The 21,563-nt window shown below is 66.8% G+C and carries 20 protein-coding genes; 7 read left to right on the top strand and 13 right to left on the bottom strand.

Annotation, left to right across the window (positions count from 1 at the left end):
• Positions 1-10 precede the first annotated feature (10 nt).
• Together DB31_RS07725 and DB31_RS07720 are read right to left on the bottom strand one after the other, a co-directional pair.
• Positions 11-1,726 carry a 30S ribosomal protein S1 gene (locus tag DB31_RS07725; protein ID WP_044184684.1) on the bottom strand — a complete coding sequence of 572 codons (1,716 nt, stop codon included), beginning with the start codon at positions 1,724-1,726 and terminating at the stop codon, positions 11-13.
• A gap of 375 nt (positions 1,727-2,101) precedes the next feature.
• Positions 2,102-3,382, bottom strand: coding sequence for a carbohydrate porin (locus tag DB31_RS07720; RefSeq protein WP_044184681.1), 1,281 nt, complete (start codon positions 3,380-3,382; stop codon positions 2,102-2,104).
• Positions 3,383-3,770: 388 nt separating this feature from the next.
• On the opposite strand from DB31_RS07720, the gene DB31_RS07715 reads away from it, so the two are divergent.
• Genes DB31_RS07715 through DB31_RS07705 form a run of 3 tightly spaced genes read left to right on the top strand, consistent with a single transcriptional unit; the run spans position 3,771 to position 6,827 of the window.
• Positions 3,771-5,036: an ABC transporter substrate-binding protein gene (locus DB31_RS07715; protein ID WP_044184678.1), complete on the top strand. Its 1,266-nt coding sequence runs from the start codon at positions 3,771-3,773 to the stop codon at positions 5,034-5,036.
• A 12-nt stretch (positions 5,037-5,048) separates the two neighbouring features.
• Entirely contained in the window at positions 5,049-5,999 is a 951-nt protein-coding gene (locus DB31_RS07710; protein WP_052419791.1) for a carbohydrate ABC transporter permease, read from the top strand.
• A gap of 3 nt (positions 6,000-6,002) precedes the next feature.
• On the top strand, positions 6,003-6,827 hold the full coding sequence (locus DB31_RS07705) for a carbohydrate ABC transporter permease (protein WP_044184675.1): 825 nt from the start codon (positions 6,003-6,005) through the stop codon (positions 6,825-6,827).
• Positions 6,828-6,839: 12 nt separating this feature from the next.
• Here the strand turns inward: DB31_RS07705 and DB31_RS07700 are convergent, their stop codons facing one another.
• The 3 genes from DB31_RS07700 to DB31_RS07690 all read right to left on the bottom strand — a co-directional run bounded on the left by DB31_RS07700 (position 6,840) and on the right by DB31_RS07690 (position 10,061).
• A complete protein-coding gene (locus DB31_RS07700; protein WP_044184672.1) occupies positions 6,840-7,985 on the bottom strand; it encodes an acyl-CoA dehydrogenase family protein in 1,146 nt (381 codons plus the stop codon).
• Between the two features lie 6 nt (positions 7,986-7,991).
• On the bottom strand, positions 7,992-9,134 hold the full coding sequence (locus DB31_RS07695) for an acyl-CoA dehydrogenase (RefSeq protein ID WP_044184670.1): 1,143 nt from the start codon (positions 9,132-9,134) through the stop codon (positions 7,992-7,994).
• A 150-nt stretch (positions 9,135-9,284) separates the two neighbouring features.
• The gene (locus DB31_RS07690) at positions 9,285-10,061 is read right to left on the bottom strand and encodes an enoyl-CoA hydratase-related protein (protein WP_044184667.1); all 777 of its coding nucleotides are present in this window, start codon (positions 10,059-10,061) and stop codon (positions 9,285-9,287) included.
• An 82-nt stretch (positions 10,062-10,143) separates the two neighbouring features.
• Here DB31_RS07690 and DB31_RS07685 point away from each other — a divergent pair, with 82 nt between their 5' ends.
• The gene (locus tag DB31_RS07685) at positions 10,144-10,776 is read left to right on the top strand and encodes a hypothetical protein (protein ID WP_044184664.1); all 633 of its coding nucleotides are present in this window, start codon (positions 10,144-10,146) and stop codon (positions 10,774-10,776) included.
• Between the two features lie 23 nt (positions 10,777-10,799).
• Here DB31_RS07685 and DB31_RS07680 read toward each other — a convergent pair whose 3' ends face one another.
• The 5 genes from DB31_RS07680 to DB31_RS07660 form a co-directional block, all read right to left on the bottom strand.
• Positions 10,800-11,648 (bottom strand): 3-hydroxyacyl-CoA dehydrogenase family protein, encoded by an 849-nt coding sequence (locus DB31_RS07680; RefSeq protein ID WP_044184660.1) that lies wholly within the window; start codon positions 11,646-11,648, stop codon positions 10,800-10,802.
• Between the two features lie 62 nt (positions 11,649-11,710).
• Positions 11,711-12,070 (bottom strand): hypothetical protein, encoded by a 360-nt coding sequence (locus DB31_RS51190; protein ID WP_276203616.1) that lies wholly within the window; start codon positions 12,068-12,070, stop codon positions 11,711-11,713.
• A 44-nt stretch (positions 12,071-12,114) separates the two neighbouring features.
• Positions 12,115-12,594 carry a hypothetical protein gene (locus DB31_RS07670; protein ID WP_044184656.1) on the bottom strand — a complete coding sequence of 160 codons (480 nt, stop codon included), beginning with the start codon at positions 12,592-12,594 and terminating at the stop codon, positions 12,115-12,117.
• Positions 12,595-12,618: 24 nt separating this feature from the next.
• Complete coding sequence (gene apbC / locus DB31_RS07665) at positions 12,619-13,710, bottom strand: iron-sulfur cluster carrier protein ApbC (protein ID WP_044184654.1); 1,092 nt, start codon at positions 13,708-13,710, stop codon at positions 12,619-12,621.
• Positions 13,711-13,868: 158 nt separating this feature from the next.
• Complete coding sequence (locus DB31_RS07660; protein WP_052419790.1) at positions 13,869-14,474, bottom strand: hypothetical protein; 606 nt, start codon at positions 14,472-14,474, stop codon at positions 13,869-13,871.
• A 163-nt stretch (positions 14,475-14,637) separates the two neighbouring features.
• Here DB31_RS07660 and DB31_RS07655 point away from each other — a divergent pair, with 163 nt between their 5' ends.
• Complete coding sequence (locus DB31_RS07655; RefSeq protein WP_044184648.1) at positions 14,638-16,134, top strand: hypothetical protein; 1,497 nt, start codon at positions 14,638-14,640, stop codon at positions 16,132-16,134.
• A 23-nt stretch (positions 16,135-16,157) separates the two neighbouring features.
• Here DB31_RS07655 and DB31_RS07650 read toward each other — a convergent pair whose 3' ends face one another.
• Positions 16,158-17,147, bottom strand: coding sequence for a hypothetical protein (locus DB31_RS07650; RefSeq protein ID WP_240486582.1), 990 nt, complete (start codon positions 17,145-17,147; stop codon positions 16,158-16,160).
• Positions 17,148-17,287: 140 nt separating this feature from the next.
• Here DB31_RS07650 and DB31_RS07645 point away from each other — a divergent pair, with 140 nt between their 5' ends.
• Entirely contained in the window at positions 17,288-18,061 is a 774-nt protein-coding gene (locus DB31_RS07645) for an alpha/beta hydrolase (protein WP_044186114.1), read from the top strand.
• A 24-nt stretch (positions 18,062-18,085) separates the two neighbouring features.
• Here DB31_RS07645 and DB31_RS07640 read toward each other — a convergent pair whose 3' ends face one another.
• Positions 18,086-19,246, bottom strand: coding sequence for an ATP-grasp domain-containing protein (locus DB31_RS07640; RefSeq protein WP_044184642.1), 1,161 nt, complete (start codon positions 19,244-19,246; stop codon positions 18,086-18,088).
• A gap of 109 nt (positions 19,247-19,355) precedes the next feature.
• Entirely contained in the window at positions 19,356-21,071 is a 1,716-nt protein-coding gene (gene sppA / locus DB31_RS07635) for a signal peptide peptidase SppA (protein ID WP_044184639.1), read from the bottom strand.
• A gap of 117 nt (positions 21,072-21,188) precedes the next feature.
• Here sppA and DB31_RS07630 point away from each other — a divergent pair, with 117 nt between their 5' ends.
• A complete protein-coding gene (locus tag DB31_RS07630; RefSeq protein ID WP_044184636.1) occupies positions 21,189-21,536 on the top strand; it encodes a hypothetical protein in 348 nt (115 codons plus the stop codon).
• Positions 21,537-21,563: the final 27 nt, after the last annotated feature.

Genomic DNA, 21,563 nt, shown 5'->3' with positions numbered 1-21,563 from the left:
AGGCGCGAGGCTACTTCTTCAGCTTGCTCGCCATCACGTCGCCGAGGCGCGCCTTGCTGCCCTCGGCCTGCTTGCGCAGGTACTCGCGGTAGTCATCGGAGCCCTCACCGATCAGGGCCTTGATGGACAGCGCCACCTTCCGGTCCTGGGTGTTGATGTCGATGATCTTCACATCGACCTCCTGGGCCTCCTGCACCACGTCGCGGGGGTTCTCCACGCGCTCCTCACGCAGCTCGGACACGTGCACCAGACCCTCGATGCCCGGCTCGATCTCCACGAACGCGCCGAAGTCGGTGACCTTGGTGACCTTGCCCTTCACGCGGCTGCCCACCGGGGTGCGCTCGGACAGCGTCTCCCAGGGATCCGGCGTGAGCTGCTTGATGCCGAGGCTGAAGCGCTCGTTCTCGACGTCGATGTTGAGCACCACCGCCTCAACCTCGTCGCCCTTCTTGTAGAGCTCGCCCGGGTGCTTGATGCGCTGGGTCCACGAGATATCGGACACGTGCACCAGGCCGTCCACGCCCTCCTCGACGCCGACGAACACGCCGAAGTCGGTGACGTTGCGGATCTGACCCTTGATGACGGAGCCGATCGGGTACTTGTCCTCGAGCAGCGTCCAGGGGTTCTGCTCGATCTGCTTCATGCCCAGCGCGATGCGCTTGGCCTTCGGATCGATGTCGAGGACGACGGCTTCCACTTCCTGGCCCACCTCGAGGATCTTGGACGGGTGCTTGAGGCGCTTGGTCCAGGACATCTCGGACACGTGCACCAAGCCCTCCACGCCCTGCTCGATCTCGATGAAGGCGCCGTAGTCGGTGATCGACACGACCTTGCCGCGCACTCGAGTGCCGACCGGGTACTTCTCGTCGGCGCGGTGCCACGGATCCTCCTGGATCTGCTTCAGGCCCAGGCTGACGCGCTCCTGCGTGGGATCGAACTTGAGGACCACCACGCGGACCTCGTCACCCACATTGAACATCTCGCTGGGGTGACCGATGCGGCCCCAGGACATGTCGGTGATGTGGAGCAGGCCGTCGATGCCGCCCAGGTCGATGAAGGCGCCGTAGTCGGTGAGGTTCTTGACCACGCCCTTGAGGACCGCACCCTCCTTGAGGTTCTTGAGGGTCTCCTTCTTCATCTCCTCGCGCTGCTTCTCCAGCAGCACGCGGCGGCTCAGCACGATGTTGCCGCGCTTCTTGTTGAACTTGATGACCTTGAACTCGAATTCCTTCGAGATGTACTGGTCCAAGTTCCGAACCGGGCGGATGTCCACCTGGGAGCCGGGGAGGAACGCCTTCACGCCGATGTCGACGGAGAGGCCACCCTTGACGCGGCCCACGATGGTGCCCTTGACGATCTCGTCGCGCTCGCAAGCGGCGCTGATCTCGTCCCAGATGCGCATCTTGTCGGCCTTCTCCTTGGAGAGGACGACCATACCGGTGTCGTTCTCACGGCTCTCCAGGAGCACTTCCACGGCGTCACCGGCCTTCACGGTGAGCTCGCCGCGCGGGCTGGTGAACTCGGCGATCGGAACCTGGCCCTCGGACTTGTAGCCGATGTCGACGATCGCGAAGTCCTTCGTCACTTGAACGACGGTGCCCTTGACGATCTCACCCTCCTTGAGGATGCCGTCACCACCGCGCTCCTTGAGCGACGCCTCGAACATCGCGGCAAAATCCTCGTCGCCTGCCTCCGGTCCGATCTGCTGGTTCACGTTCTGCTGCATGAATGGAAAGTCCTTTGAAACGGGTACAGCAGCCCCTGTTCTGGCCGGAGGATTCCCGCGGGGCGCGGCGGGAGTTCCGGGAGTCCCCACCTCGGGGACGATAAGAAGAAGCCGCGCACCCTAGACACCGGTTATTCCGGCAGTCAAGCGAGCACGCGAATCATGTGATGAAAGGCCAAAAGGGGCACGCCCAGGGTTCTGACAGGCTCCTGAAGTGCCCGTAAGCCGCCCTCGGGCAGACCGGACGCCCTTCCCGGCCCGCTCGCGAGGGTTCTCCTCCTGTTTATGAACGCTTCCCCCTCGGCGCAACATGTCCAGAGGGAGGAGCGGGCCAGGAGGCGTGCATGCCTGCCCGCTCCCAGGGCTTCCGGACGGTTAGAACCACCACTCGGCGCGGGCGCCCAGGTAGTGGCCGAAAGTGCGGGGGCCGAACTCGCGCATGTAGGCCGACGACAGCGTACCCGCGCTGGCGGCCTCGCGCGCGCCCTCGCCGTAGTACGCCAGGGTGTAGATGAGGCGCAGGTGCGGACGCGCCCAGGCCGAGCGGTCACCCGAGGGGACGAGCGTCGGAACGATGGAGAACTTCACGGCGTAGGGAAGCGACGGCTTCTCCGCACCCTCGGGCTGACCCAGGGACACGCCCTGGAAGGTCAGCTCGTTGATCAGGTGGAACTGGTTGTGCAGATACAGGAAGGTGCGCGCGCCCGTGGCGAAGTTCAGCGCATGGTCCTGGGACTCACCGCTGGCGCCCTGGCTGCGCTGCACGATGGCGAAGGCATTGACGGTGAACAGCGGGTTCACGTTGTAGAGGAAGTGCTCGACGAACTCGAGGCCCAGCGCGCCGGCGTACTTGCCGTCCTCATTGGTCAGGCCATAGGTGCCCCACGTGGACGAGCCCGCATAGGCACCGTTGGCGATGCCGCCACCGGCGCGCACCGCCGTCTCGCTGAAGCTGCCGTTGCCCAGATCCGCGCGGAACTTGACGCCCGCCACGTAGCCGATGTCCGTGGGGGCCAGCGCCGTGCTGCCGATTGCCGCGCGGTTGGCCGGCAGCAGGTGGAACTCGCCCAGCAGGTGCAGCGAGTGCTTCTCGGCCACCGGCAGCACGTACTGGCCGACGAGCACCGTGCGCTGGCGCTGGAAGAGGGGATCCGTGGTGTCGGGGTTACCGTCATCCGCCCGAGAGGAGTACAGGGTAGAGGTGCCCGTCTGCAGCAGCACGGCCACGTCCAGCGCCTTGTACTTCACGCCAAAGCCCTGCGAGCTCAGGTTGTTGAAGAAGAAGTAGTCCGCGATGTGCACATCACTGCCGCGGTAGAAGCGCTGGCCGGCCCAGATCTTCAGGTCCGGGATGAGGACGTTGCCGGCCTCCAGGTAGGCCTGGAACAGCTCGATGCGCAGCGTCGTCGAGAAGTTGTTGGCGAACGCGCCGATGAAGGAGCCGTTGGTGGAGAACATCGACGGCGTGAGGACGACATGGAAGTACGGCTTGGTGTTGTCCTCGGCCGTGGGCTTCACGATGTTCAGCTTGATCGTGGGCTCGAGGTAGTCGCCCTCCTCGAGGCGGCCACCGAGCGTACCCAGCAGGTTCAGCGATTTGCCGTGCACATACCGGCCGTTCTGGGGGTTCCACGCCACGCCAACGCGGCCGTACATGCCGACTTCGATCGGACCCGCTTCGAGGCCCGCGAAAGCGCTTTCAGAAATGGCCAAAAAAGACAGCACAGCCAGCGATGTCGTGACACAGGTACGCAGTCTTCGAGCGAGAAGCACGATACAGCCCCCAGATGGAGAAGAGTGTTACGAGGAATGGCCCGTCCCCTCGGTAGGCCAGACGAGCCGCGCCCCCCATTAAGCCTGATACTGCACACAATCAAGCCTCCTGATCACTGGAGAATCGTGATACGGGATGCCCCGCTCGCGAGCGCGAAGTAGCGTCTGCGGCTTTAACGAGCTGCGTCAAGCTTTGACAATCCGCGTCAAAACCAGACGGGTTCGTGAGAATGCGCCTCAACCTCGGGGCGCCCCAGGGAGGGAATCACGCATGAAGAAGGTACTGGCAGGGCTCGTCGCCGTGGTGGCACTCGCTACTCCAGGACTTGCTCGGGCGGAGAAGCTCGTCATCGCCTGTGGCTCGGTGGGGAAAGAAGCGGATCTCTGCAAGCAGGGCGCGGAGGCGTGGGCCAAGAAGGCCGGCCACACCGTGGAGCTCATGAGCGTGCCCCAAGACGCGGGGCAGCAGTTGGCTCAGTTCCAGCAACTGCTGGCGGCCGGCTCCTCGGACGTGGATGTGATTCGCATCGACGTGGTGTGGCCGGGCATGGTGGCCAACCACTTCGTGGACCTGAAGCCTTACTTCCCGGATGACGTGCTCAAGCAGCACTTTCAGCCCATCGTTCAAAACAACACCGTCAACGGAAAGCTGATTGCCATTCCGTGGTTCACGGATGCGGGCCTTCTCTATTACCGCAAGGATCTGCTGGAGAAGTACGGGCAGAAGCCGCCCACCACGTGGCAGGAGCTGGCCACCTCCGCGCAGGCGGTGCTGGACGGTGAGAAGAAGGCGGGCAACACCAAGCTGGTGGGCTTCGTGTTCCAGGGCAAGGCGTACGAGGGCCTGACGTGCAACGCGCTGGAGTGGATCGACTCGTTCAAGGGCGGGACGATCGTGGACTCGAGCGGCCAGGTGACGGTGAACAACCCGAAGGCGGCCGAGGCGATCGACTTCTTCGCGGGACTGATGGGCAACGTGGTGCCCAAGGGCGTGCTGAACTACCAGGAGGAGGAGGCGCGCAACGCGTTCCAGGCGGGCAACGCGGTGTTCATGCGCAACTGGCCGTATGCGTGGGCGCTGGCCAACAGCAAGGACAGCCCCGTCGCCGGCAAGGTGGGCGTGATGGCGCTGCCCAAGGGCGGCGCGGACGGCAAGGCCACGGGGACGCTCGGCGGGTGGCAGCTCGGCGTGTCCAAGTACTCGAAGAACGCGCCGCTGGCCGCGGAGCTGGTGAAGTACCTGACCAGCGCCGAGGAGCAGAAGCGCCGGGCCATCGAGGGCTCGTTCAACCCGACGATCATGAGCCTCTACAAGGACGCGGACCTGCTGAAGGCCAACCCCTTCATGGGCAACCTGTATGAGACGTTCGTGAACGCGGTGCCGCGCCCGACGATCACCGGCGCCAAGTACAACCAGGTCAGCACCGAGTTCCGCAACGGGGTGTACTCGACGCTCTCTGGCAAGGGGAAGGCCGCCGACAACCTGAAGAAGGTCGAGGCCAAGCTGAAGACCCTGGGCAAGAACGGGAAGTGGTAGAGAGGAGCGCGCATGGCTGACTCCACGACGCCGATCGCCGCCAGCGCGGCTACGGGAGAGGTGGCAGAGCTCCCGCCTTCCGCGCTCGTCCGTCAACGCACCCGCGCAGCCTGGCTGTTCCTGCTGCCCACCCTGATTGCCATGGGGTTGGTGGCGGGCTGGCCGCTGGGCCGCACCTTCTGGTTCGCGTTCACGGACGCGAACTTGACGGACCTGACGGCATCCCAGTTCGTGGGGTTTGCCAGCCTCCTGAGCGTCATCGAGGATCCGGACTGGTGGACCACGGTGTGGACCACCTTCCGGTTTGCGCTGGTCTCGGTGTCGCTCGAGACGGTGCTGGGGCTGATCATCGCCCTGACCCTGAATGCGCAGTTCCCCGGCCGCGGGGTGGCCCGCGCGTCCGTGCTGGTGCCGTGGGCCATTCCCACCGTGGTGTCCGCGAGGATGTGGGCGTGGATGTTCAATGACATCTACGGCGTCATCAACGCCATCTTCCTCAAGGTGGGCCTCATCTCCGAGCCCATGGCGTGGACAGCCGAGCCCAGCCTGTCGTTCGCGGCCGTCGTCGCCGTGGACGTGTGGAAGACCACGCCCTTCATGGCGCTGCTCATCCTCGCGGCGCTGCAGATGCTGCCTGGGGACATCTACGAGGCGGCGAAGATCGACGGCTCCGGGCCCATCCGGACGTTCTTCCAGGTGACGCTGCCACTGCTGAAGGGGCCACTGATGGTGGCCATCATCTTCCGCATGCTGGACGCGCTGCGCGTGTTCGACGTGTTCTTCGTGCTGACGGGCGGGAGCACAGACACCATGCCCATGGCGGGCTACGCGCGGCAGCGGATGTTCGAATATCAGGAGATCGGCGTGGGCTCGGCGGCGGCGACACTGCTGTTCGCCATCATCGCTGTCTTCACCGCCGTGTACATGGTGGTGGGCCGGGTCAACGTGGGCGGGGAGGCGTAGCGCATGAAGGTGCTCAAGAAGACGGCCTTCTGGCTGATGCTGGCGGTGATCGCGGTCTACACGCTGTTCCCCTTCTATTGGGCGATCGTCTCGTCCCTGAAGACAGGCAGCGAGCTGTTCGAGGTGGATCCCTGGCCGAAGCAGCCCGCGTACAGCAACTACGTGGACGTGTTCACGGCGCAGCCCTTCGGGCAGAACATCTTCAACTCGGTGATCGTCGCCACGGCGGTGGTGGTACTCTCGCTGCTCCTGGGGCTGACGGCGTCGTTCGCGCTGGCGCGCATCCAGTTCCGTGGACGCAAGGTGTTGCTCCTATCGGTGCTCGCCGTGTCCATGTTCCCGCAGATCGCGGTGCTGTCCGGCATGTTCGAGCTGGTCCGGTGGCTGGGCATCTACAACAAGCTGCCCGCGCTGATTATCTCCAACCTGATCCTCACCCTGCCCTTCACGGTGTGGGTGCTGACCACGTTCATGCGGGAGCTGCCCAACGAGCTCGAGGAGGCAGCGATCGTGGACGGGGCCACGCCCTGGATGATCGTCACCCGCGTGTTCCTGCCGCTGCTGGGCCCGGCCATGGCGACCACGGGCCTGCTGGCGTTCATCGCCGCGTGGAACGAGTTTCTCTTCGCGCTCACCTTCACCCAGTCCGACAACGTGCGGACGGTTCCGGTGGCCATTGCCCTGTTCAGCGGCGGCAGCGCGTTCGAGACACCGTGGGGCCTCATCATGGCCGCCTCGGTGATCGTCACGGTGCCCCTGGTGGTGCTGGTGCTGATCTTCCAGCGGAAGATCATCTCCGGCCTCACCGCTGGCGCGGTGAAGGGCTGATCAGGGCATCGCTCAGGTGAACAGCTTGAAGGTCTCCCGGGCGATGACCATCCGCTGCACCTCGCTGGTGCCCTCGTAGATGGTCTGCACGCGCGCGTCCCGGAAGTAGCGCTCCACCGGGAACTCGTCGATGTAGCCGTAGCCACCGTGCAGCTGCACCGCCTTGTCGCAGACACGGTTGGACATCTCGCTGGCGTACAGCTTCGCCATGGACGCTTCGCGGGTGAACGGCTTGCCCGCCTCCTTCAGCGCCGCCGCCCGGAAGGTCAGCAGTTCGGCCGCCGCGAGCTGCACCTTCATGTCCGCCATCATGAAGCGCGGCGCCTGGAACTCGGAGATGGGCTGGTTGAACGCCTTGCGGTCCTTCGTGTACTGCACCGACGCCTCCAGCGCCGCCCGCGCCACCCCGCACGCCTGCGAGGCGATGCCGATGCGCCCGCCGTCCAGCGCCACCATCGCCAGCTTGAAGCCCTCCCCTTCCTTGCCCAGGAGGTTCTCCGCCGGGATCTCACAGTCCTCGAACGTCAGCCCCACCGTGTTCGAGGAGCGCAGCCCCATCTTGTCCTCGTGCTTGCCGATGATGAGGCCCTTCGTCCCGCCCTCTACGATGAAGCAGGAAAGACCCTTGTTGCCGGCCGGGGACGTGCGCGCCCACACCACCATCACCCCCGCGTGCGCGCCCGAGGTGATCCACTGCTTGCTGCCGTTGAGCACCCACGTGTCGCCCTTGCGCACCGCCGAGGTGTTCATCGCCCCCGGATCCGAGCCCGCATGCGGCTCGGACAGCGCGAACGAGCCCACCACCGCCTCGCCCGAGGTCAGCTTCGTGACGAACTTCTCGCGCTGCGCGTCCGTGCCGAACATGTAGATCAGCTCCGCGCACATGTTCGTCACCGACATGGCCACCGAGGTGGACGCGTCCGCCGCGGCGATCTCCATCATCGCCAGCGCGTAGGCCACCACGCCGGCCTCGGCGCCGCCGTAGCGCGTGGGGAGGTTCACGCCCATCAGCCCCAGCTCGGCCAGCTCCTTGAAGGTGGCCGTGGGGAAGATCTCCTCGCGATCCAGCTTGCGCGCCTGCGGAGCCACCTTCTCCTTGGCGAACTTGCGTGCGGTGTCGCGGATCAGCGTCTGGGTCTCGGTCAGCTCGAGGTTCACGGCGCGCTAGTCCTTCAGCAGGTTGGCCGAGATGACGATGCGCTGGATCTCGCTCGTCCCCTCGTAGATCTCAGTGATGCGGGCGTCGCGCACGTGGCGCTCGGCGTCCATCTCCTTGCTGTAGCCCATGCCGCCATGGACCTGCAGGGCCTTGTTCGCCACGCGGCTGGCCATCTCGCTGGCGTACAGCTTCGCCATGGCGCTCTCCACGCTGTGGCGCACGCCCTTGTCCTTGAGCAGCGCCGCCTGCCACACCAGCAGCCGCGCCGCGTCGATCTCCGTGGCCATGTCCGCCAGCATGAACTGGATGGCCTGGTGATCGCGGATGGGCTTGCCGAACGTCTTGCGCTCCCCCGAGTACCGCACCGCCTCCTCGAAGGCCGCCCGCGCGATGCCCAGCGCCTGCGCCGCGATGCCGATGCGCCCGCCGTCCAGCGTGCTCATGGCCACCTTGAAGCCATCCCCCTCCTTGCCGAGGATGTTCTTGGCCGGTACGCGCATGTCCTCGAAGAACATGGAGCACGAGTGCGCTGCACTGATGCCCATCTTCTTGTCCGGCTCGGCGCGGATGAAGCCCGGCGTGTTCGTCGGAACCAGGAACGCGGTGATGCCCTTGTTGCCCGCTTCCTTGTTCGTCATCGTGAACAGGACGATGGCGTCCGCCTTCGGGCCCACCGTGATCCAGTTCTTCGAGCCGTTGATGACGTACTCGTCACCCCGGCGGACGGCGGTGGTCTTCTGGGCGGCCGCGTCGCTGCCAGCCTCGGGCTCGGTGAGGCCGAAGCAGCCGAGCTTCTCGCCGCGCGCGAACGGGACGAGGAACTCCTGCTTCTGCGCCTCGGTGCCGAACTTCATCACCGGATCGCAGTACAGCGAGTTGTTCACGCTCATGATGACGCCGGTGGAGGCGCAGCCGCGGCTGATCTCCTCCATGGCGATGGCGTAGCAGACGTTGTCCAGCCCGGCGCCGCCGTACTGCTCCGGCACCGCGACGCCCAGCAGCGCCAGCTCCGCCAGCTTCTTCACGGCCTCGGTGGGCCACGCGTGGGTCTCGTCCCACTTACGGGCGTTGGGGATGAGCTCTTTGGCGGCGAACTCTCGGCACATCCGCTGGATGTCACGCTGGATGTCGGTCAGCTCGAAGTTCATGGCACTCCTGAAGGGGATGGGGCTCGGACTCCTTATAATGAGGCGCGGCGCTGGGGAATACCGCTCGTCAGCGGGCTCCCCCGAGTCCAGGTTGCCGCGCCCATGAGAAACCGACCGGTCGGACGGCTTCCCGGTGCTGTGGGCAGATGCCTACTTGCCCATGAAGGAGGCGGGGCGCTTCTCCAGGAAGGCCTTCATGCCCTCGCGCTGGTCCTCCGAGCCGAAGAGGACGGCGAAGCCCTGGCGCTCCAGCTCGTTGGCAGCGCGCAGGTCTTGGTCCGCGCCGAACTCGATGACGCGCTTGGCCTGCGAGATGGCCAGCGGGCCGTTCTTGAGGATCTTCGCGGCCACCCCCTGGCAATGCTCCATGAGCTTCTCCGGAGGCAGCACATCCAGCACCATGCCGTATTCCTTGGCCTGCGCCGCCGTCACATGGCTACCCGAGAAGATGAGCTCCTTGGCGCGCATCTTCCCCACGAGCCGCGCGAGCCGCTGCGTCCCGCCGAAGCCGGGGATAACGCCGAGGGAGACCTCCGGCAGGCCCATCTTGGCCTTCTCCGAGGCGTAGATGAGGTCGCACGCCAGGGCCAGCTCGCAGCCGCCGCCCAGGGCAAAGCCGTTCACCGCAGCGATGGTGGGGAACGGCAGAGACTCCAGCGCCAGGAACACGCGGTGGCCGAGGGCGGCGAACTCACGAGCCTGTGCCGCGCTGATCGAGGACATCTCCGAGATGTCCGCGCCGGCGACGAAGGCCTTCTCCCCGCCTCCGGTGACGATGAGCACGCGGGTGTCCGGGCCCAGGGACTGCAGCGCGGACTCGATCTCCTGAAGGGTCTTGCTGTTGAGCGCGTTGAGCGCCTTGGGCCGGTCGATCGTGAGCGTGCTGATGGGGCCCTGCGTCTCCAGCTTGATGTTCTCGTAGGCCATGTGAGGTCCTCGTGTTCCGTCGAGACGCGGTTATCCATACCATTCCCCGAGTCCCCTCCAAGGCATATTCCCAGAGGCCTCCATGAGCGTGTTGGATCCCGCCCGTCACACCCGTTCCATCGCCCTGCTGACGTTCTCCCTGTTCCTGGGGGTCACCGCTCCCTTGCAGACGGCCAGCGCCAGCGCCCCTCCAAGCCAAGGCGCCGCCAAGAAGGCCAAGCCCCCGGCCGTCGTGACGGAGAAGAAAGGCGCGCACTCGCGGGCCCTGTTGCTACGGGCCTGGAAGCTCGACGCTCAGACCGCCGCGAGGCAGGAAGCACCCGACGGGCTCGGGTTCGAGTTTCTCTTCGTCCGGCAGCCCTCGGCCACGGGGCTCTTCTCCCTAGCCGAGCTGCGAGATTTCACCATCGATGGTCAGAGCTACCAGGCGATGACCGAGACGCTCCTCAAGAAGCGCTTCGAGCCAGGCACCGAGCTCTTCGATCCGAAGGACGTCCTTGCCACCGATGGCAGGACCCTTGAGGACGCATTCGGGGTGTCCACTGGCAAAGCCTCGGTCATGCGCACCGTGCTCTGGGGCGCTCCCCTCCCGAAGAAGGGAAGCGTCAAGGTGACGGTGCAGATCGGCTGGGGGCAGCAGCTCGAGAAGCTCGAGTTCGTCCTCGATCTGGCGAACTTGAAGACGGCTCCGCTTCCCGTGCGCCCCGTGCCCTAAAGGATCCGAGACGGCTCGGTGCTCTAGTACTTGTAGAAGCCGCGGCCGCTCTTCTTGCCGTACCAACCGGCGTCCACGTACTGACGCAGCAGCGGGCACGGGCGGTACTTGCTGTCGCCCAGGCCCTTGTGGAGCACCTCGGCGATGTAGAGGCACGTGTCCAGGCCGATGAAGTCCGCCAGCTGCAGCGGGCCCATGGGCTGGTTCGTCCCCAGCTTCATCGCCGTGTCGATGTCCTCCGCCGTCCCCAGCCCCTCCATCAGCGCGAAGCACGCCTCGTTCAGCATCGGAATCAGGATGCGGTTGACGATGAAGCCCGGCATGTCCTTGGACACCACCGTCGTCTTCCCCATCTTCTCCGCCAGCGCCTTTGTCTTCTGGTACGTCTCGTCCGACGTCGCCGCGCCCCGGATCAGCTCCACCAGCTGCATCACTGGCACCGGGTTCATGAAGTGCATCCCGATCACCGCCTCGGGCCGCTTCGTCCCCGCCGCGATGCGCGTGATCGGAATGGACGAGGTGTTCGTCGCCAGCACGCCCCCGGGCTTCACCACCCCGTCCAGCTCCTGGAAGATGCGGCGCTTGAGGTCCTCGTTCTCCGTCACCGCCTCGACGGCGAAGTCCACGTCCTTCACCTCGGCGGCGCTGGTGGCCGTGGCCAGGTTCGCCTCGGCGGCCTTGCGCTTGGCGTCGTCCAGCTTGCCCTTCTCCACCAGCTTCGCCAGGCCAGCCCGAATGCGGTCCGCGCCCTTGGCGAGCCCCTCCTTCGAGACGTCCACCAGCGTGACGCGCAGCCCCGCCAGCAGCGAGACCTGCGCGATGCCCGCTCCCATCTGCCCTGCCCCGACGACGACGATGTGCTCCGTTGCCATGGCGTCTCCTGCTCCAGCCGAGAGTGAAAGTGCGGGCGCTATAGCCCCCGCCTCCCAGCCGGTCAACGGATCGCCGGCAGTCTCAGCGTCCGGAGCACATACTGCTCCGAGCCAATCGTCAGGGATTCCACCAGTGGGGGCCGCGTGGGGCGGTTCTCCTCTTTCACGAAGATGAGCGCGCGGTAGGTGCCCTCCGGCAGCGCCACCTTCAGCGTCACCTCGTGCGGAGGCGCTCCGGTAAAGAACCGCTCCTCCCGCTTGAGGATCTTCCCGTCCGGCGCCGTCACCTGGAGGTCCAGCGCCCGTACCGCCGCCCAGCCCGAGCCGTCCAGTTGCCAGACCAGCTCGCGCTCCGGCGTGCCCATCGTCTGCCAGAGCCACACGCCCAGCGCCGCCATCACCAGCAACGGCAGGCGCTTCATCAAGGGGCGGTTCCGCCAGCTGGGCCGTGCTTCAGACTCCAACGTCACTCCTTCTTCGCCCGCTTGCCGCGGCGCGCGTTCACCTCGGAGACGGTCACCTTGGGCGTCGTGGGGACACCCGAGCCCTCCTCGGACGAGGCCTCCTTCTTGTCCTCGTCGGCGGGCACCAGGCGGATCTGCGCCCGCACATCCAAGGTCATCCCCGACATCAGCTTCACGAACTCCTCGCGCAGCTTCTCCGACTGTAGGAAGCGGCGCACCTCCTCCGCCAGCACCCGGCCGACCTCGTCCTTCGTCTTCTCCGCCTGGGAGAGCACGAAGCCGAGCATCTCCTTGGGCAGCTTGAGCTGTCCCGCCAGGTTCCGGATGCCCTCCTCCGTCATGAAGATGGCGCCTAGCCCCGCCACCGCCACCTTGCGCACGAAGTCGGGCACAAAGCCCGCACGCCCCTCGCGGCCCGAGTGCGGCTGCTGGTAGTCGTCATCGAGCGGATCCGGCGGAAAGTCGTTGCTGTCACCAGCCATGAGGGACCTCCGGGACTTCGGGACTCAGCGCGCCTGCATCACCGGCAGACGGATGGCCCGCGCGCTCTCCGCGGACACCCGGCCGGCCACGTTGCGGGCGATCTCCATGAACGCCTTCGCCTCCAGGCTCTCCGGGGCGCCCGCCACCACCGGCACTCCCGCATCACCCGACTCGCGCACCTTCAGATCCAGAGGCACCTCGCCCAAGAAGGAGATGTTGAACATCTCCGCCGCCTTGCGGCCGCCGCCCTTGTTGAAGATGTGCGTCGTGTGCGAGCAGTTCGGGCACACGAACTGGCTCATGTTCTCTACGATCCCCAGCACCGGAATGTGGACCTTGTCGAACATCTGCTTGGCGCGCACCACGTCCGCCAGCGCCACGTCCTGCGGCGTCGTCACCAACACCGCGCCCGCCGCGCGCACGCTCTGCGACAGCGAGAGCGCCACGTCGCCCGTGCCCGGCGGCAGATCCAGGATGAGGTAGTCCAGCTCGCCCCAGTTCACGTCGCGCACCAGCTGCATCAGCGCCCCGTGCAGCATGGGCCCACGCCAGATGAGCGCCTGATCCGACTCCACCAGGAAGCCGATCGACATGACCTTCAGCCCGTGCTTGATCATCGGGTTGAGCGTCTTGCCGTCCGGGCTCACCGGGCGCTCGGTAATCCCGGTCATCAGCGGGATGGATGGGCCGTAGAAGTCCGCGTCCAGCAGGCCCACCTTCGCCCCGTGCTTGGCCAGGCTCACGGCCAGGTTCACCGCCACCGTGCTCTTGCCCACACCGCCCTTGCCCGCGCCCACCAGGACGATGTTCTTCACACCCGGCAGCAGCGCCTGGCCCTGCTGGCCCGGCCCCGCGCCACCCGTGGCCCGCACCTGCGCTCCCCACTCGATGTCGAAGGACTTCAGCCCCGGCACGGCCTTGAGCGCTGCCTCGGCGTCCGCCTGGATCTTCCCCTTCATTGGACAGGCCGGCGTGGTCAGCTCGATCTTCAGCTTCACCGCATCGCCGTTGAGACGGATGTCCTTCACCATGCCCGCCTTCACCAGATCCACGTGAAGCTCGGGATCCATCACCTTGGACATCGCCGCGAGGATGTCGCGCTCGGAAACGCTCATCGAAACACCTGAAACCTTTTGGAAATCGGGCGGTTGCGAGCCCGGAAGGGCGCGGAGGATGGCCAGCCCCCCCCGGGCTGTCAACGACGTTTAACGGGCCCCGGCCCCGCCTGCACGCTCCGTCCCTCCGCCCGCCTGCACGCTCCCGTTAATGAAGCTCACTCGATGGCGGCCACCCGGTACTCGCCGTCCTCCATCACCAGCCGCACCGCCCGATCCGCCCCCAAGGCAATGGAGGCCTCCGCGTTCGTTACCTTCATGGCGCCTTTGAGTGCCAGCCGGGCCTTGCGCACACGCTCCCTGGCCAGGGGCTCGCGCTCGAAGTCGTCGCGGAACCGGTCTGGCGTGTAGCGGGAGCGCAGCGGCGCGCTCAGCAGGCTCCAGGCCTTCTCCCAGTCCCGCGCATCCACCGCGTTGAGAAAGCGCGTCAGCACCGCCTTGGCCTCGTCTGCCGGCCGCGTCTCCACCACGCGCCAGGCGTTCTCCCGGCGCTCGACGATCAGGTTCGGCGCCCGCGCCTCGAGCTGGCCCACCACGGCACGCACGGAGGCGGCCCGCTCCTGGCGCGCGGCGGCGTCCGCATAGCGCTCCTGGAAGCCCTTCTCACCCTCGGCCAGCCCGGTGGTGAGGGCATAGGCGTCCGTGAGCCGGTTCTCCTCGAGCGCCTTGGCATAGGACTCCGCAGCGGCCGAGGGCCCCTGGGGCGTCGTGGCGCAACCGGCGGTGAGGGCCAGGAGCAGGAGCAGGCGGCAAGAGGGCTTCATGGCGTGCGGCAGCGTAGCACCGGGCGTGTGGCAGGAGGGAGGCAAGAACGGTGGAGTGCTCGCTCGGGCCAGGGTCAGGCGTTTAACCCGTCTTGGCGCGGACACTGGACATATTCCGGTTCGCTTCAAACCTTGGCGCCACCCCCAAGAGGAGAGAGCGGACATGCAGGCGTGGCGTGCAGGACTGGTGATGTGTGGGTTGGCGATCGGGTGTGGTGGAGCGCTGCCAGACGAGGGCGCGTGGGACGAGGGCCAGGCAGCCGAGACAGCCGCCGGGTCGTGCGCTCCCGCCGGTGAAGCCCAGCGTGTGAAGACCGTTCTCCCACCCTCCGAGAACATTCCCCGGTATGCGGCGATGCCGGAGAGCTTGGTGGAGTTTCGGGGCCAGCTCTACTTCGCCCTGAACTTCGAGGATGGCCGCACGGCGCTGTGGAAGAGCGCTGGCACCGGCGCCACCACCACCGAGGTGAAGGGCTTCGCAGCCCTGCCTCCCTGGACCTTCGCTCGGGTGGGCGAGCTAACCCCTGCAGAAGACACGCTCTTCTTCCTGGCCACTGAGGCCGCCACGGGCAGCGAGCTGTGGGCGACGGACGGCACGCCCGGCGGGACGAGGCTCGTGAGGGAGATCACTCCTGGCTCCGAAGGTTCGAACCTGAGACCTCTCTCTCGCGTGGGCAGCACGCTCGTCTTCGCCCGGCTCGTTCCCGGCTCGGCCACCCAGGCGGAAAGGTCGGAGCTGTGGCGGTCCGATGGCACCGCCGCAGGCACTCAGCGCCTAGTGGATCTGGGGGCGGGCTCGTCCGTGAGCTGGAAGAATATCCGGCTGGACACCGCCGCACTCTTCATCGTCACCCACCCTACCCGGGGCACCGAGTTGTGGAAGACGGATGGTACGGCGGCAGGCACGGGCCTTCTCCAACTCATCGACAGTGGACAGGTGAACGTGCTCGACATGCGCAACGAGGGCCGAAGGGCCTTCTTCACCGTGCTCGATGGGAACAACACCGAGGTCTGGCAGACGGACGGAACATCGGGCGGCACCCTGCGCCTGTACACCTTCGGCCCCAACCCCACCGCCCGGCTCTTGGGCTCGCTCGGAGAGTACGTGTACCTCACGCTCTCAGACACGGATTTGCAGTGGATGCGGGTGTACCGGCTGCGCACGGGCGTCGCCTCGAGCCGCGAGTACATTGCGACCGTGCCCAACCCCTACGCGGGTCAGCCCGACGCGATCCCATTCTTGCAGGACGTCTCTCGCACGGAGGGGAAGATCTTCTTCTCCATCGGAATCGGCAGCACGGGCCCGGCGCCCCGCGACACCCAGCTGTGGGTGACAGATGGGACACAGGGCGGGACGAAGCTCCTGCGGCGACCGCTGAGCCTCTCGGATGAGTACTCCTCACCGATCTACGCTCTTGGCAGCGGGCTCGTCTTCTTCAGCGCCTACGAGCCGGCCACTGGCATCGAGCCCTGGGTGAGTGACGGGACGGCCGCCGGCACGCAGCGGCTGCGGGACATCGGTCCTGGCGGGGAGAGCGCCTACCCTCGCTCGTTCATGCGCGTCGGGGAGCGCGTTTACTTCGGCGCCTACGACGACACGCAGGCCGGGCAGCTCTGGTCCGTGCCGCTGCAGAGCACGTGTCTCTCCGAAGTGCTCTGAGCCTCCCCGGAAGACCGGGGAGCCTAGCTCCCCGAACCTGAGCGCGGGCGCTGCTGCTGAAAGTCTCTCACCACGGCGATGTCGACCAGGATCGCCCCCGCCAGGAAGAGCCACGGTCCCAGAGCGGAGGCCAGCCCAGAAAGCCCCCAGAGCGTGACGACGCCCGCGAGCACGGGCAGCACCCACGGTGGCACTGCTGACCGAACCCGGCGCCCCCGCGTCAGCACCACCAACCCACCCAGCCCGAGCAGCACTCCGGACACCAGCGGACGACCCCGGCCCGACGCCGCGTACGCGGGTACCCAGTTCATCATCGGGTTGTAGCGGTACGAGAACCGATCCACATGCTCCCGGCCAAAGCCGTCCATGATGATGTCTCGCTCGTGGACCTGCTGGATGCCTCCCGAGAAAAAGCCACCGCCTCCGTATCCCCACGAGAAGAACAGCGCCACCACGCACAGCAGCGTGCCCCCCAGCACCCAGCGAGCCAGCTTCCGCTCCGCGGGCGCCGGAGCGCCCTGCTCCGCTACGTACGAAGCCAGCGTCCGCCGCTGGTCGTAGCCCAGCACCACCGCCGCCAGCAGCCACAGCAACGGCACGATCCCGAAGCCCAGCGTCAGGATCGCGTGCACGAACGTCAGCACCGTGAAGGCCGGGAGGAACAGCGGGTGCTCGGCCCACCGCGCCGCCTGCACCACCGGGTCCGGAAGCGTGCGCCCCGCCGCATGAAGCTCGCGCGCTCCGATGAGCAGGCTCCCCGCGAGCATCACCAGCGACCACCCCACCCCAATCCCCCCAAAGAACGGCAGCACGGACAACAGCACCGCCAGCGCCACCAACCCCGCTCCCAGCAGCGCCAAGGATCGCCCCGGGAGGCGCTCCCTCAGGCGCGGATCCTCCAGCACGGACTGCACCGCCTGCCCCGTATGTCCCGCCGCGCGCCGGGCCGCGTCCGCGGCGGTGGCGGCCGCCTTCGCTACCTCGGGTGGCAGCCGAGCCTCCGAGCGCTCCACGGGCTTCCCACAGTGGGGGCAGGTGCGACTCTCTGCCTCCGGCAGAGGTTGGCCACAGTGCACACAGGACATGGGGGCAAGCTTAGCCATTGGATAGAGCAAAGCCCCCATCTATCGTGCGGGCCGCCGGGTTCCCCCTCATGAGTTCCATCCAGATCATCCGCGACTTCTACTCCCCTCAGGAAGGCTTCTCGCGCACTCTGCGCATCTGCACTCCCGAGGGGTATGACCCCTCAGCGGGCCACCGCTATCCCGTGCTCTACATGCACGATGGGCAGAACGTCTTCGCCCACCACGAGTCGGCCATCTACGACACTTGGTGCGCCAACCACGTGCTCGACTCCCTGGTGCACCAGCGCCACTCCGAGCCGTGGATCATCGTCGCCGTCGACTCCACCCCCCATCGCCTCTCCGAGTACTCCCCGTGGGACGAGCCCCGCAGCCGCATCTCCGCTCGCGGGGAGCCCTACGTCCGCTTCTTCGTAGACACCCTCAAGCCCTTCGTGGACCACCACTGGCCCACGCGCCAGAGCCCCGAGTGGACTGGCGTCATGGGCTCGTCCATGGGCGGCCTCATCTCGCTCTACCTGGGGTGGAGGTACCCGGAGCTGTTCGGCCGCGTCGGCGGCATGTCGCCTTCCGTGATGTGGAGCTACGGCCGGCTCTTCGAGCACTGGACGTCCCATACCCGGCGCTGGACGCGCATCTACCTGGACGCGGGCACGGACGAGAACATCGATCCCGTGGGCTGGCCCATGTTCTATGGACAGGCCACTCGGGACTTCTACTTCCACCTCAAGAACCTGGGGTACGCCGATCACGAGCTGGCGCTCGTGTTGGAGCCCCACGGCCACCACCACGAGCTGGACTGGCAGCGCCGCCTCCCCATGGCGCTGCGCTGGCTGCTGAGCTGAGCCGCCAGCACCGTGCCCCGCGGCTCAGGGCCGCGCCTGGATGAACTGGACGGCCTCGCGCATGGCGTCCAGCTCCTGGTGCCGAGACAGGTACATCTCGGTGCCCAGCGCGCTGTGGAAGACCCCCGGCAGCTCGCGGTGATCGATCAATGCGCCGCCCAGCCGGGACACCACCTCCGCGTGCGGATATTTGTACGTACGTCCCGCCCGGCGGGACGTGTGACACACGTGGTACTTGCGGCTGTACTGAAAGTCGCTCACGGTCTCGCCGGAGATCATCCGCGCCCACAGCCGGTACACGTCGATGTCGCAGGCGTAGTTCATCATGTCCATCAAGAAGGCCCCTGGCGGACGCAGGTTGGCCTCCAGTGCGGCGTAGCTCCCATCCTCCAGACGGAAGAACTCCAGGTGGAACCAGCGCTCTCGAAGCCCGAGCGCGTCGAGCGTCTTGCGGCCCATCTCCTCGAGCGCTGGCGGCAGCTCACGCTGGCTCCAGATGGAGATGTCGCGCTGCTCGAGCACCGACTCCATGATGCCGGTGCTGTACTCGTGGCTGAACGAGCAGACGATCTTGCCGTTCCCATCCACCATGCCGTCGTAGGTGACGATGGTGCCCTTCACGAACTTCTGCGCCGCGTAGCCCTGCAGCGGCTTGGAGAACGCCGCGTCCACGTCCGCGTCACTCTTCACGGTGAAGGTGTCGGCGGCGCCCACGCCCACGTCCGGCTTGAGCACGAGCGGATAGCCCACCTTCTGGCCAAAGGCCTTCACGGTGGCGGCGTCCTGGGCGGCGATCGCGTCCGGGTGCGGAATACCGGCTGCCTTGAAGAGATCGTGCATGCCCAGCTTCGAGCGCAGCTGGCGCACCTCCGAGGGCAGCAGGCCTGGCACGTGAAAGTCCTCACGCAGGTAGGCCTCGACCTCCAGCCACGTCTCGTTGAGCGAGTCGATGCGGTGAATGCGGCCGTAGCGCCAGGTGAAGTAGCCGACCGCGCGCAACATCGCCTCTGCGTCACTGAGCCGGGGCGTGAAGTAGTACTCCGTCAACACGGTGCGCAGCTCTTGCTGCAAGGTGTCATACGGAGCGTCCCCGATCCCCAACACGTGGATGCCGCGCTCGCGAAGCGCGCTGACGAAGTGCACGAAGTGAGGGGGAAAGTGCGGCGAGATGAAGACGACGTTCATGGTCTGGCGGGGGCCCTCCTACCGGGAGGATAGCGGAATTGCCTGAAAGTGAACGTATCCTTTTGCGCAGCGCGTCGATCAGGGGCCCGTATGTCTGGGCGGGCCCCCCCTACCCCTCGAATCGCCTGCCTGCCTTCCCTCCCATGAGAGACCAGGCGGAGGGGCACAGTGCATAGAGGTGAGCGCCAGACAGGCTCAGGAGGATCTGCAGCAGGGAGAGCCCTCTATCGGGCGTGGCGTACAGCCCCACGTCGAACTTGCCGGGAGGTACCTTCGCCAGGTCGAGCGCATGGCGGCACACCTCCTCGAAGCTTCCCGCGCGGTCCACCAGCCCCGCTGCCAGCGCGCGCGTGCCCGAGTACACGCGGCCCTCGGCGCGAGTGTGGATCTCCTCCTTCGTCTTCCCGCGGGCCTTGGCCACGTGGGCGAGGAAGGCCTGGTACGTCTCCTCCACCTCCGCCTCCAGCGCGGCGCGCTCGTGCGGGGTGAAGCCTCGCGAGGTGGAGAAGATCCCGGCGTTCTCGCCTCGGGAGATCAGTGTCCGGCGAATGCCCAGGCGATCCATGAGCCCCGAGGCCTCGAACTTCCCAGCGAAGACGCCAATGGAGCCGACGATCGCGTGCGGCGCCGACCAGATCTCCTTGGCCCCGAGCGCCGCCATGTACCCGCCGCTGGCGCAGACTTGATCCACGTAGGCGATCACCGGCTTCTTGCGCGCCACCCGCTGCACGGCCTCGAGGATCAACTCCGAGGCCAGCGCCGAGCCCCCCGGGCTGTCGATGTAGAGCACCACCGCCTTGGCCCGCTTGTCCCGGCTGGCCGCACGCAGGGCCTTCACCACCGCCTCGGAGCCCGCAATCTTCGGCCCCAGCTCGCCGCTGGAGCCCTTGCCCGGGGCGATGATCCCCGAGATCACCACCAGCCCGAGCTTCGGCCGCCGCTTCACTGGCCGCCACTTCATCGGAGGGAACGGCCGCGCGCCCAGCCAGGACGCCATTGGCTCGATCGGCTCCTCGGCATCGTCCGAGTCCTTCTCCTCGCGCCTGCGCTCGTCCAGCCGGGCGGGGAGATCTGCCTCGCTGCACAGCCCGTCCACCAGTCCCGCCGCCAGCGCGCGCTGGGCGCTGTAGGGGCCGACGTCGATGATTGCTCGGACCTCCTCGGGCGTGCGCTTGCGCCCCCGGGCTATCGAGTCGATGAGATCGGCATAGCGCTCGTCCAGGAAGCCCTCGATGGTCTGGCGCTGGATGTCCGAGACATGGGCATGGGTGAAGAGCTCGGGGGCCGTCTTGTAGTCACCCCGGCGGACGAAGTGCGCCTGGATGCCCACGCGCGCGAGCCCCTCTCCGATCGCCGTGGCCTCCGCGGCATAGCCCACCAGCTCGAGCCTCCCGGCGGGGGCCAGCAGCACCTCGTCCGCCGCGCAGAGGATCTGGTAGCCCAGGTTGTCCACGCTCACGGCCCACCCCACCACCCGCTTGCCCGCCGCCCGGAAGTCCGTGAGCAGCTTCACCACCGCGTCCTTCTTCGCCGAGCCGAGCTCCAGCCCCTCGATCTCCAGGAGGATGCCCTTCACGTGAGGATCCTGGGCCAGCAGTTTGAGCGACTCACCGAAGGCCACCAGGGAGGTGACGGTGGCGGGCTCGGGCTTCGAGCCGGAGAAAAACCGCCGGGCCTTGCGCGGCTGACGGTAGGGCAGCTCCCCGGAGAGCCGGAAGCGGACGTAGGTGGGACGGTTCCGGGAGGCAAGCAGGCGGAAGGGCAGCCCAAGCAGGGTCCACACCCCCAGCAGCAGGTTCGCGAGGCCAACGAAGAGCAGGCGCATTCGCTCCGCGCCTAATGGACGGCTGGGACGGACGCAAGCCTGCTTTCATGGAGCTGTACGGGCGGCGATGGTCCCCTCTGGCGATGGAGGGCCCGACCCGTGATAGGATGGGATTCCATGCGTACGCTCTCGCGACTCGTCCTCCTGTCCGCCCTGCTCTCGGGTAGCGCCGTGCTGGCTGGCCGCCCCGTGCAGGAGTTCCAGCCCCCCTCCGAGATGTCCGATGAGGAGAAGTCCGCCCTCAAGGCTCAGCAGCTCGGGGGCAACATGAACGCCTATAGCAAGGACATCCAGATCAAGGAGACCCCGGTGCCCTGGGCCGCCATCGGCCTGGCCGGGCTCGTGTTCCTGGCAGCCACGCCGTTCGCGCTCCGGGCCTACCGCAACACGACGAAGGAGATCGCGGACTCGAACTCCTTCGGTACTTCGGCGGCTGCGGCGGCCGAGGGCGAAGAAGAGTCCTGAGCCTCACCCGGCTACCCGGGCCTGAAG

It is taken from the genome of Hyalangium minutum, from assembly GCF_000737315.1.
Lineage (GTDB): Bacteria > Myxococcota > Myxococcia > Myxococcales > Myxococcaceae > Hyalangium > Hyalangium minutum.
Note: the sequence above shows the minus strand (reverse complement) of the source record. Positions and strands in the feature narration are given on the sequence as shown.

Excerpts from the sequence above, each read along its gene's own strand:
- DB31_RS07725 (WP_044184684.1), bottom strand. The coding sequence starts at position 1,726 with ATGCAGCAGAACGTGAACCAGCAGATCGGACCGGAGGCAGGCGACGAG.
- DB31_RS07720 (WP_044184681.1), bottom strand. The coding sequence starts at position 3,382 with ATGTACGGCCGCGTTGGCGTGGCGTGGAACCCCCAGAACGGCCGGTAT.
- DB31_RS07715 (WP_044184678.1), top strand. The coding sequence starts at position 3,771 with ATGAAGAAGGTACTGGCAGGGCTCGTCGCCGTGGTGGCACTCGCTACT.
- DB31_RS07710 (WP_052419791.1), top strand. The coding sequence starts at position 5,049 with ATGGCTGACTCCACGACGCCGATCGCCGCCAGCGCGGCTACGGGAGAG.
- DB31_RS07705 (WP_044184675.1), top strand. The coding sequence starts at position 6,003 with ATGAAGGTGCTCAAGAAGACGGCCTTCTGGCTGATGCTGGCGGTGATC.
- DB31_RS07695 (WP_044184670.1), bottom strand. The coding sequence starts at position 9,134 with ATGAACTTCGAGCTGACCGACATCCAGCGTGACATCCAGCGGATGTGC.
- DB31_RS07690 (WP_044184667.1), bottom strand. The coding sequence starts at position 10,061 with ATGGCCTACGAGAACATCAAGCTGGAGACGCAGGGCCCCATCAGCACG.
- DB31_RS07685 (WP_044184664.1), top strand. The coding sequence starts at position 10,144 with ATGAGCGTGTTGGATCCCGCCCGTCACACCCGTTCCATCGCCCTGCTG.
- DB31_RS07680 (WP_044184660.1), bottom strand. The coding sequence starts at position 11,648 with ATGGCAACGGAGCACATCGTCGTCGTCGGGGCAGGGCAGATGGGAGCG.
- DB31_RS51190 (WP_276203616.1), bottom strand. The coding sequence starts at position 12,070 with ATGAAGCGCCTGCCGTTGCTGGTGATGGCGGCGCTGGGCGTGTGGCTC.
- DB31_RS07670 (WP_044184656.1), bottom strand. The coding sequence starts at position 12,594 with ATGGCTGGTGACAGCAACGACTTTCCGCCGGATCCGCTCGATGACGAC.
- apbC (WP_044184654.1), bottom strand. The coding sequence starts at position 13,710 with ATGAGCGTTTCCGAGCGCGACATCCTCGCGGCGATGTCCAAGGTGATG.
- DB31_RS07660 (WP_052419790.1), bottom strand. The coding sequence starts at position 14,474 with ATGAAGCCCTCTTGCCGCCTGCTCCTGCTCCTGGCCCTCACCGCCGGT.
- DB31_RS07655 (WP_044184648.1), top strand. The coding sequence starts at position 14,638 with ATGCAGGCGTGGCGTGCAGGACTGGTGATGTGTGGGTTGGCGATCGGG.
- DB31_RS07645 (WP_044186114.1), top strand. The coding sequence starts at position 17,288 with ATGAGTTCCATCCAGATCATCCGCGACTTCTACTCCCCTCAGGAAGGC.
- DB31_RS07640 (WP_044184642.1), bottom strand. The coding sequence starts at position 19,246 with ATGAACGTCGTCTTCATCTCGCCGCACTTTCCCCCTCACTTCGTGCAC.
- sppA (WP_044184639.1), bottom strand. The coding sequence starts at position 21,071 with ATGCGCCTGCTCTTCGTTGGCCTCGCGAACCTGCTGCTGGGGGTGTGG.
- DB31_RS07630 (WP_044184636.1), top strand. The coding sequence starts at position 21,189 with ATGCGTACGCTCTCGCGACTCGTCCTCCTGTCCGCCCTGCTCTCGGGT.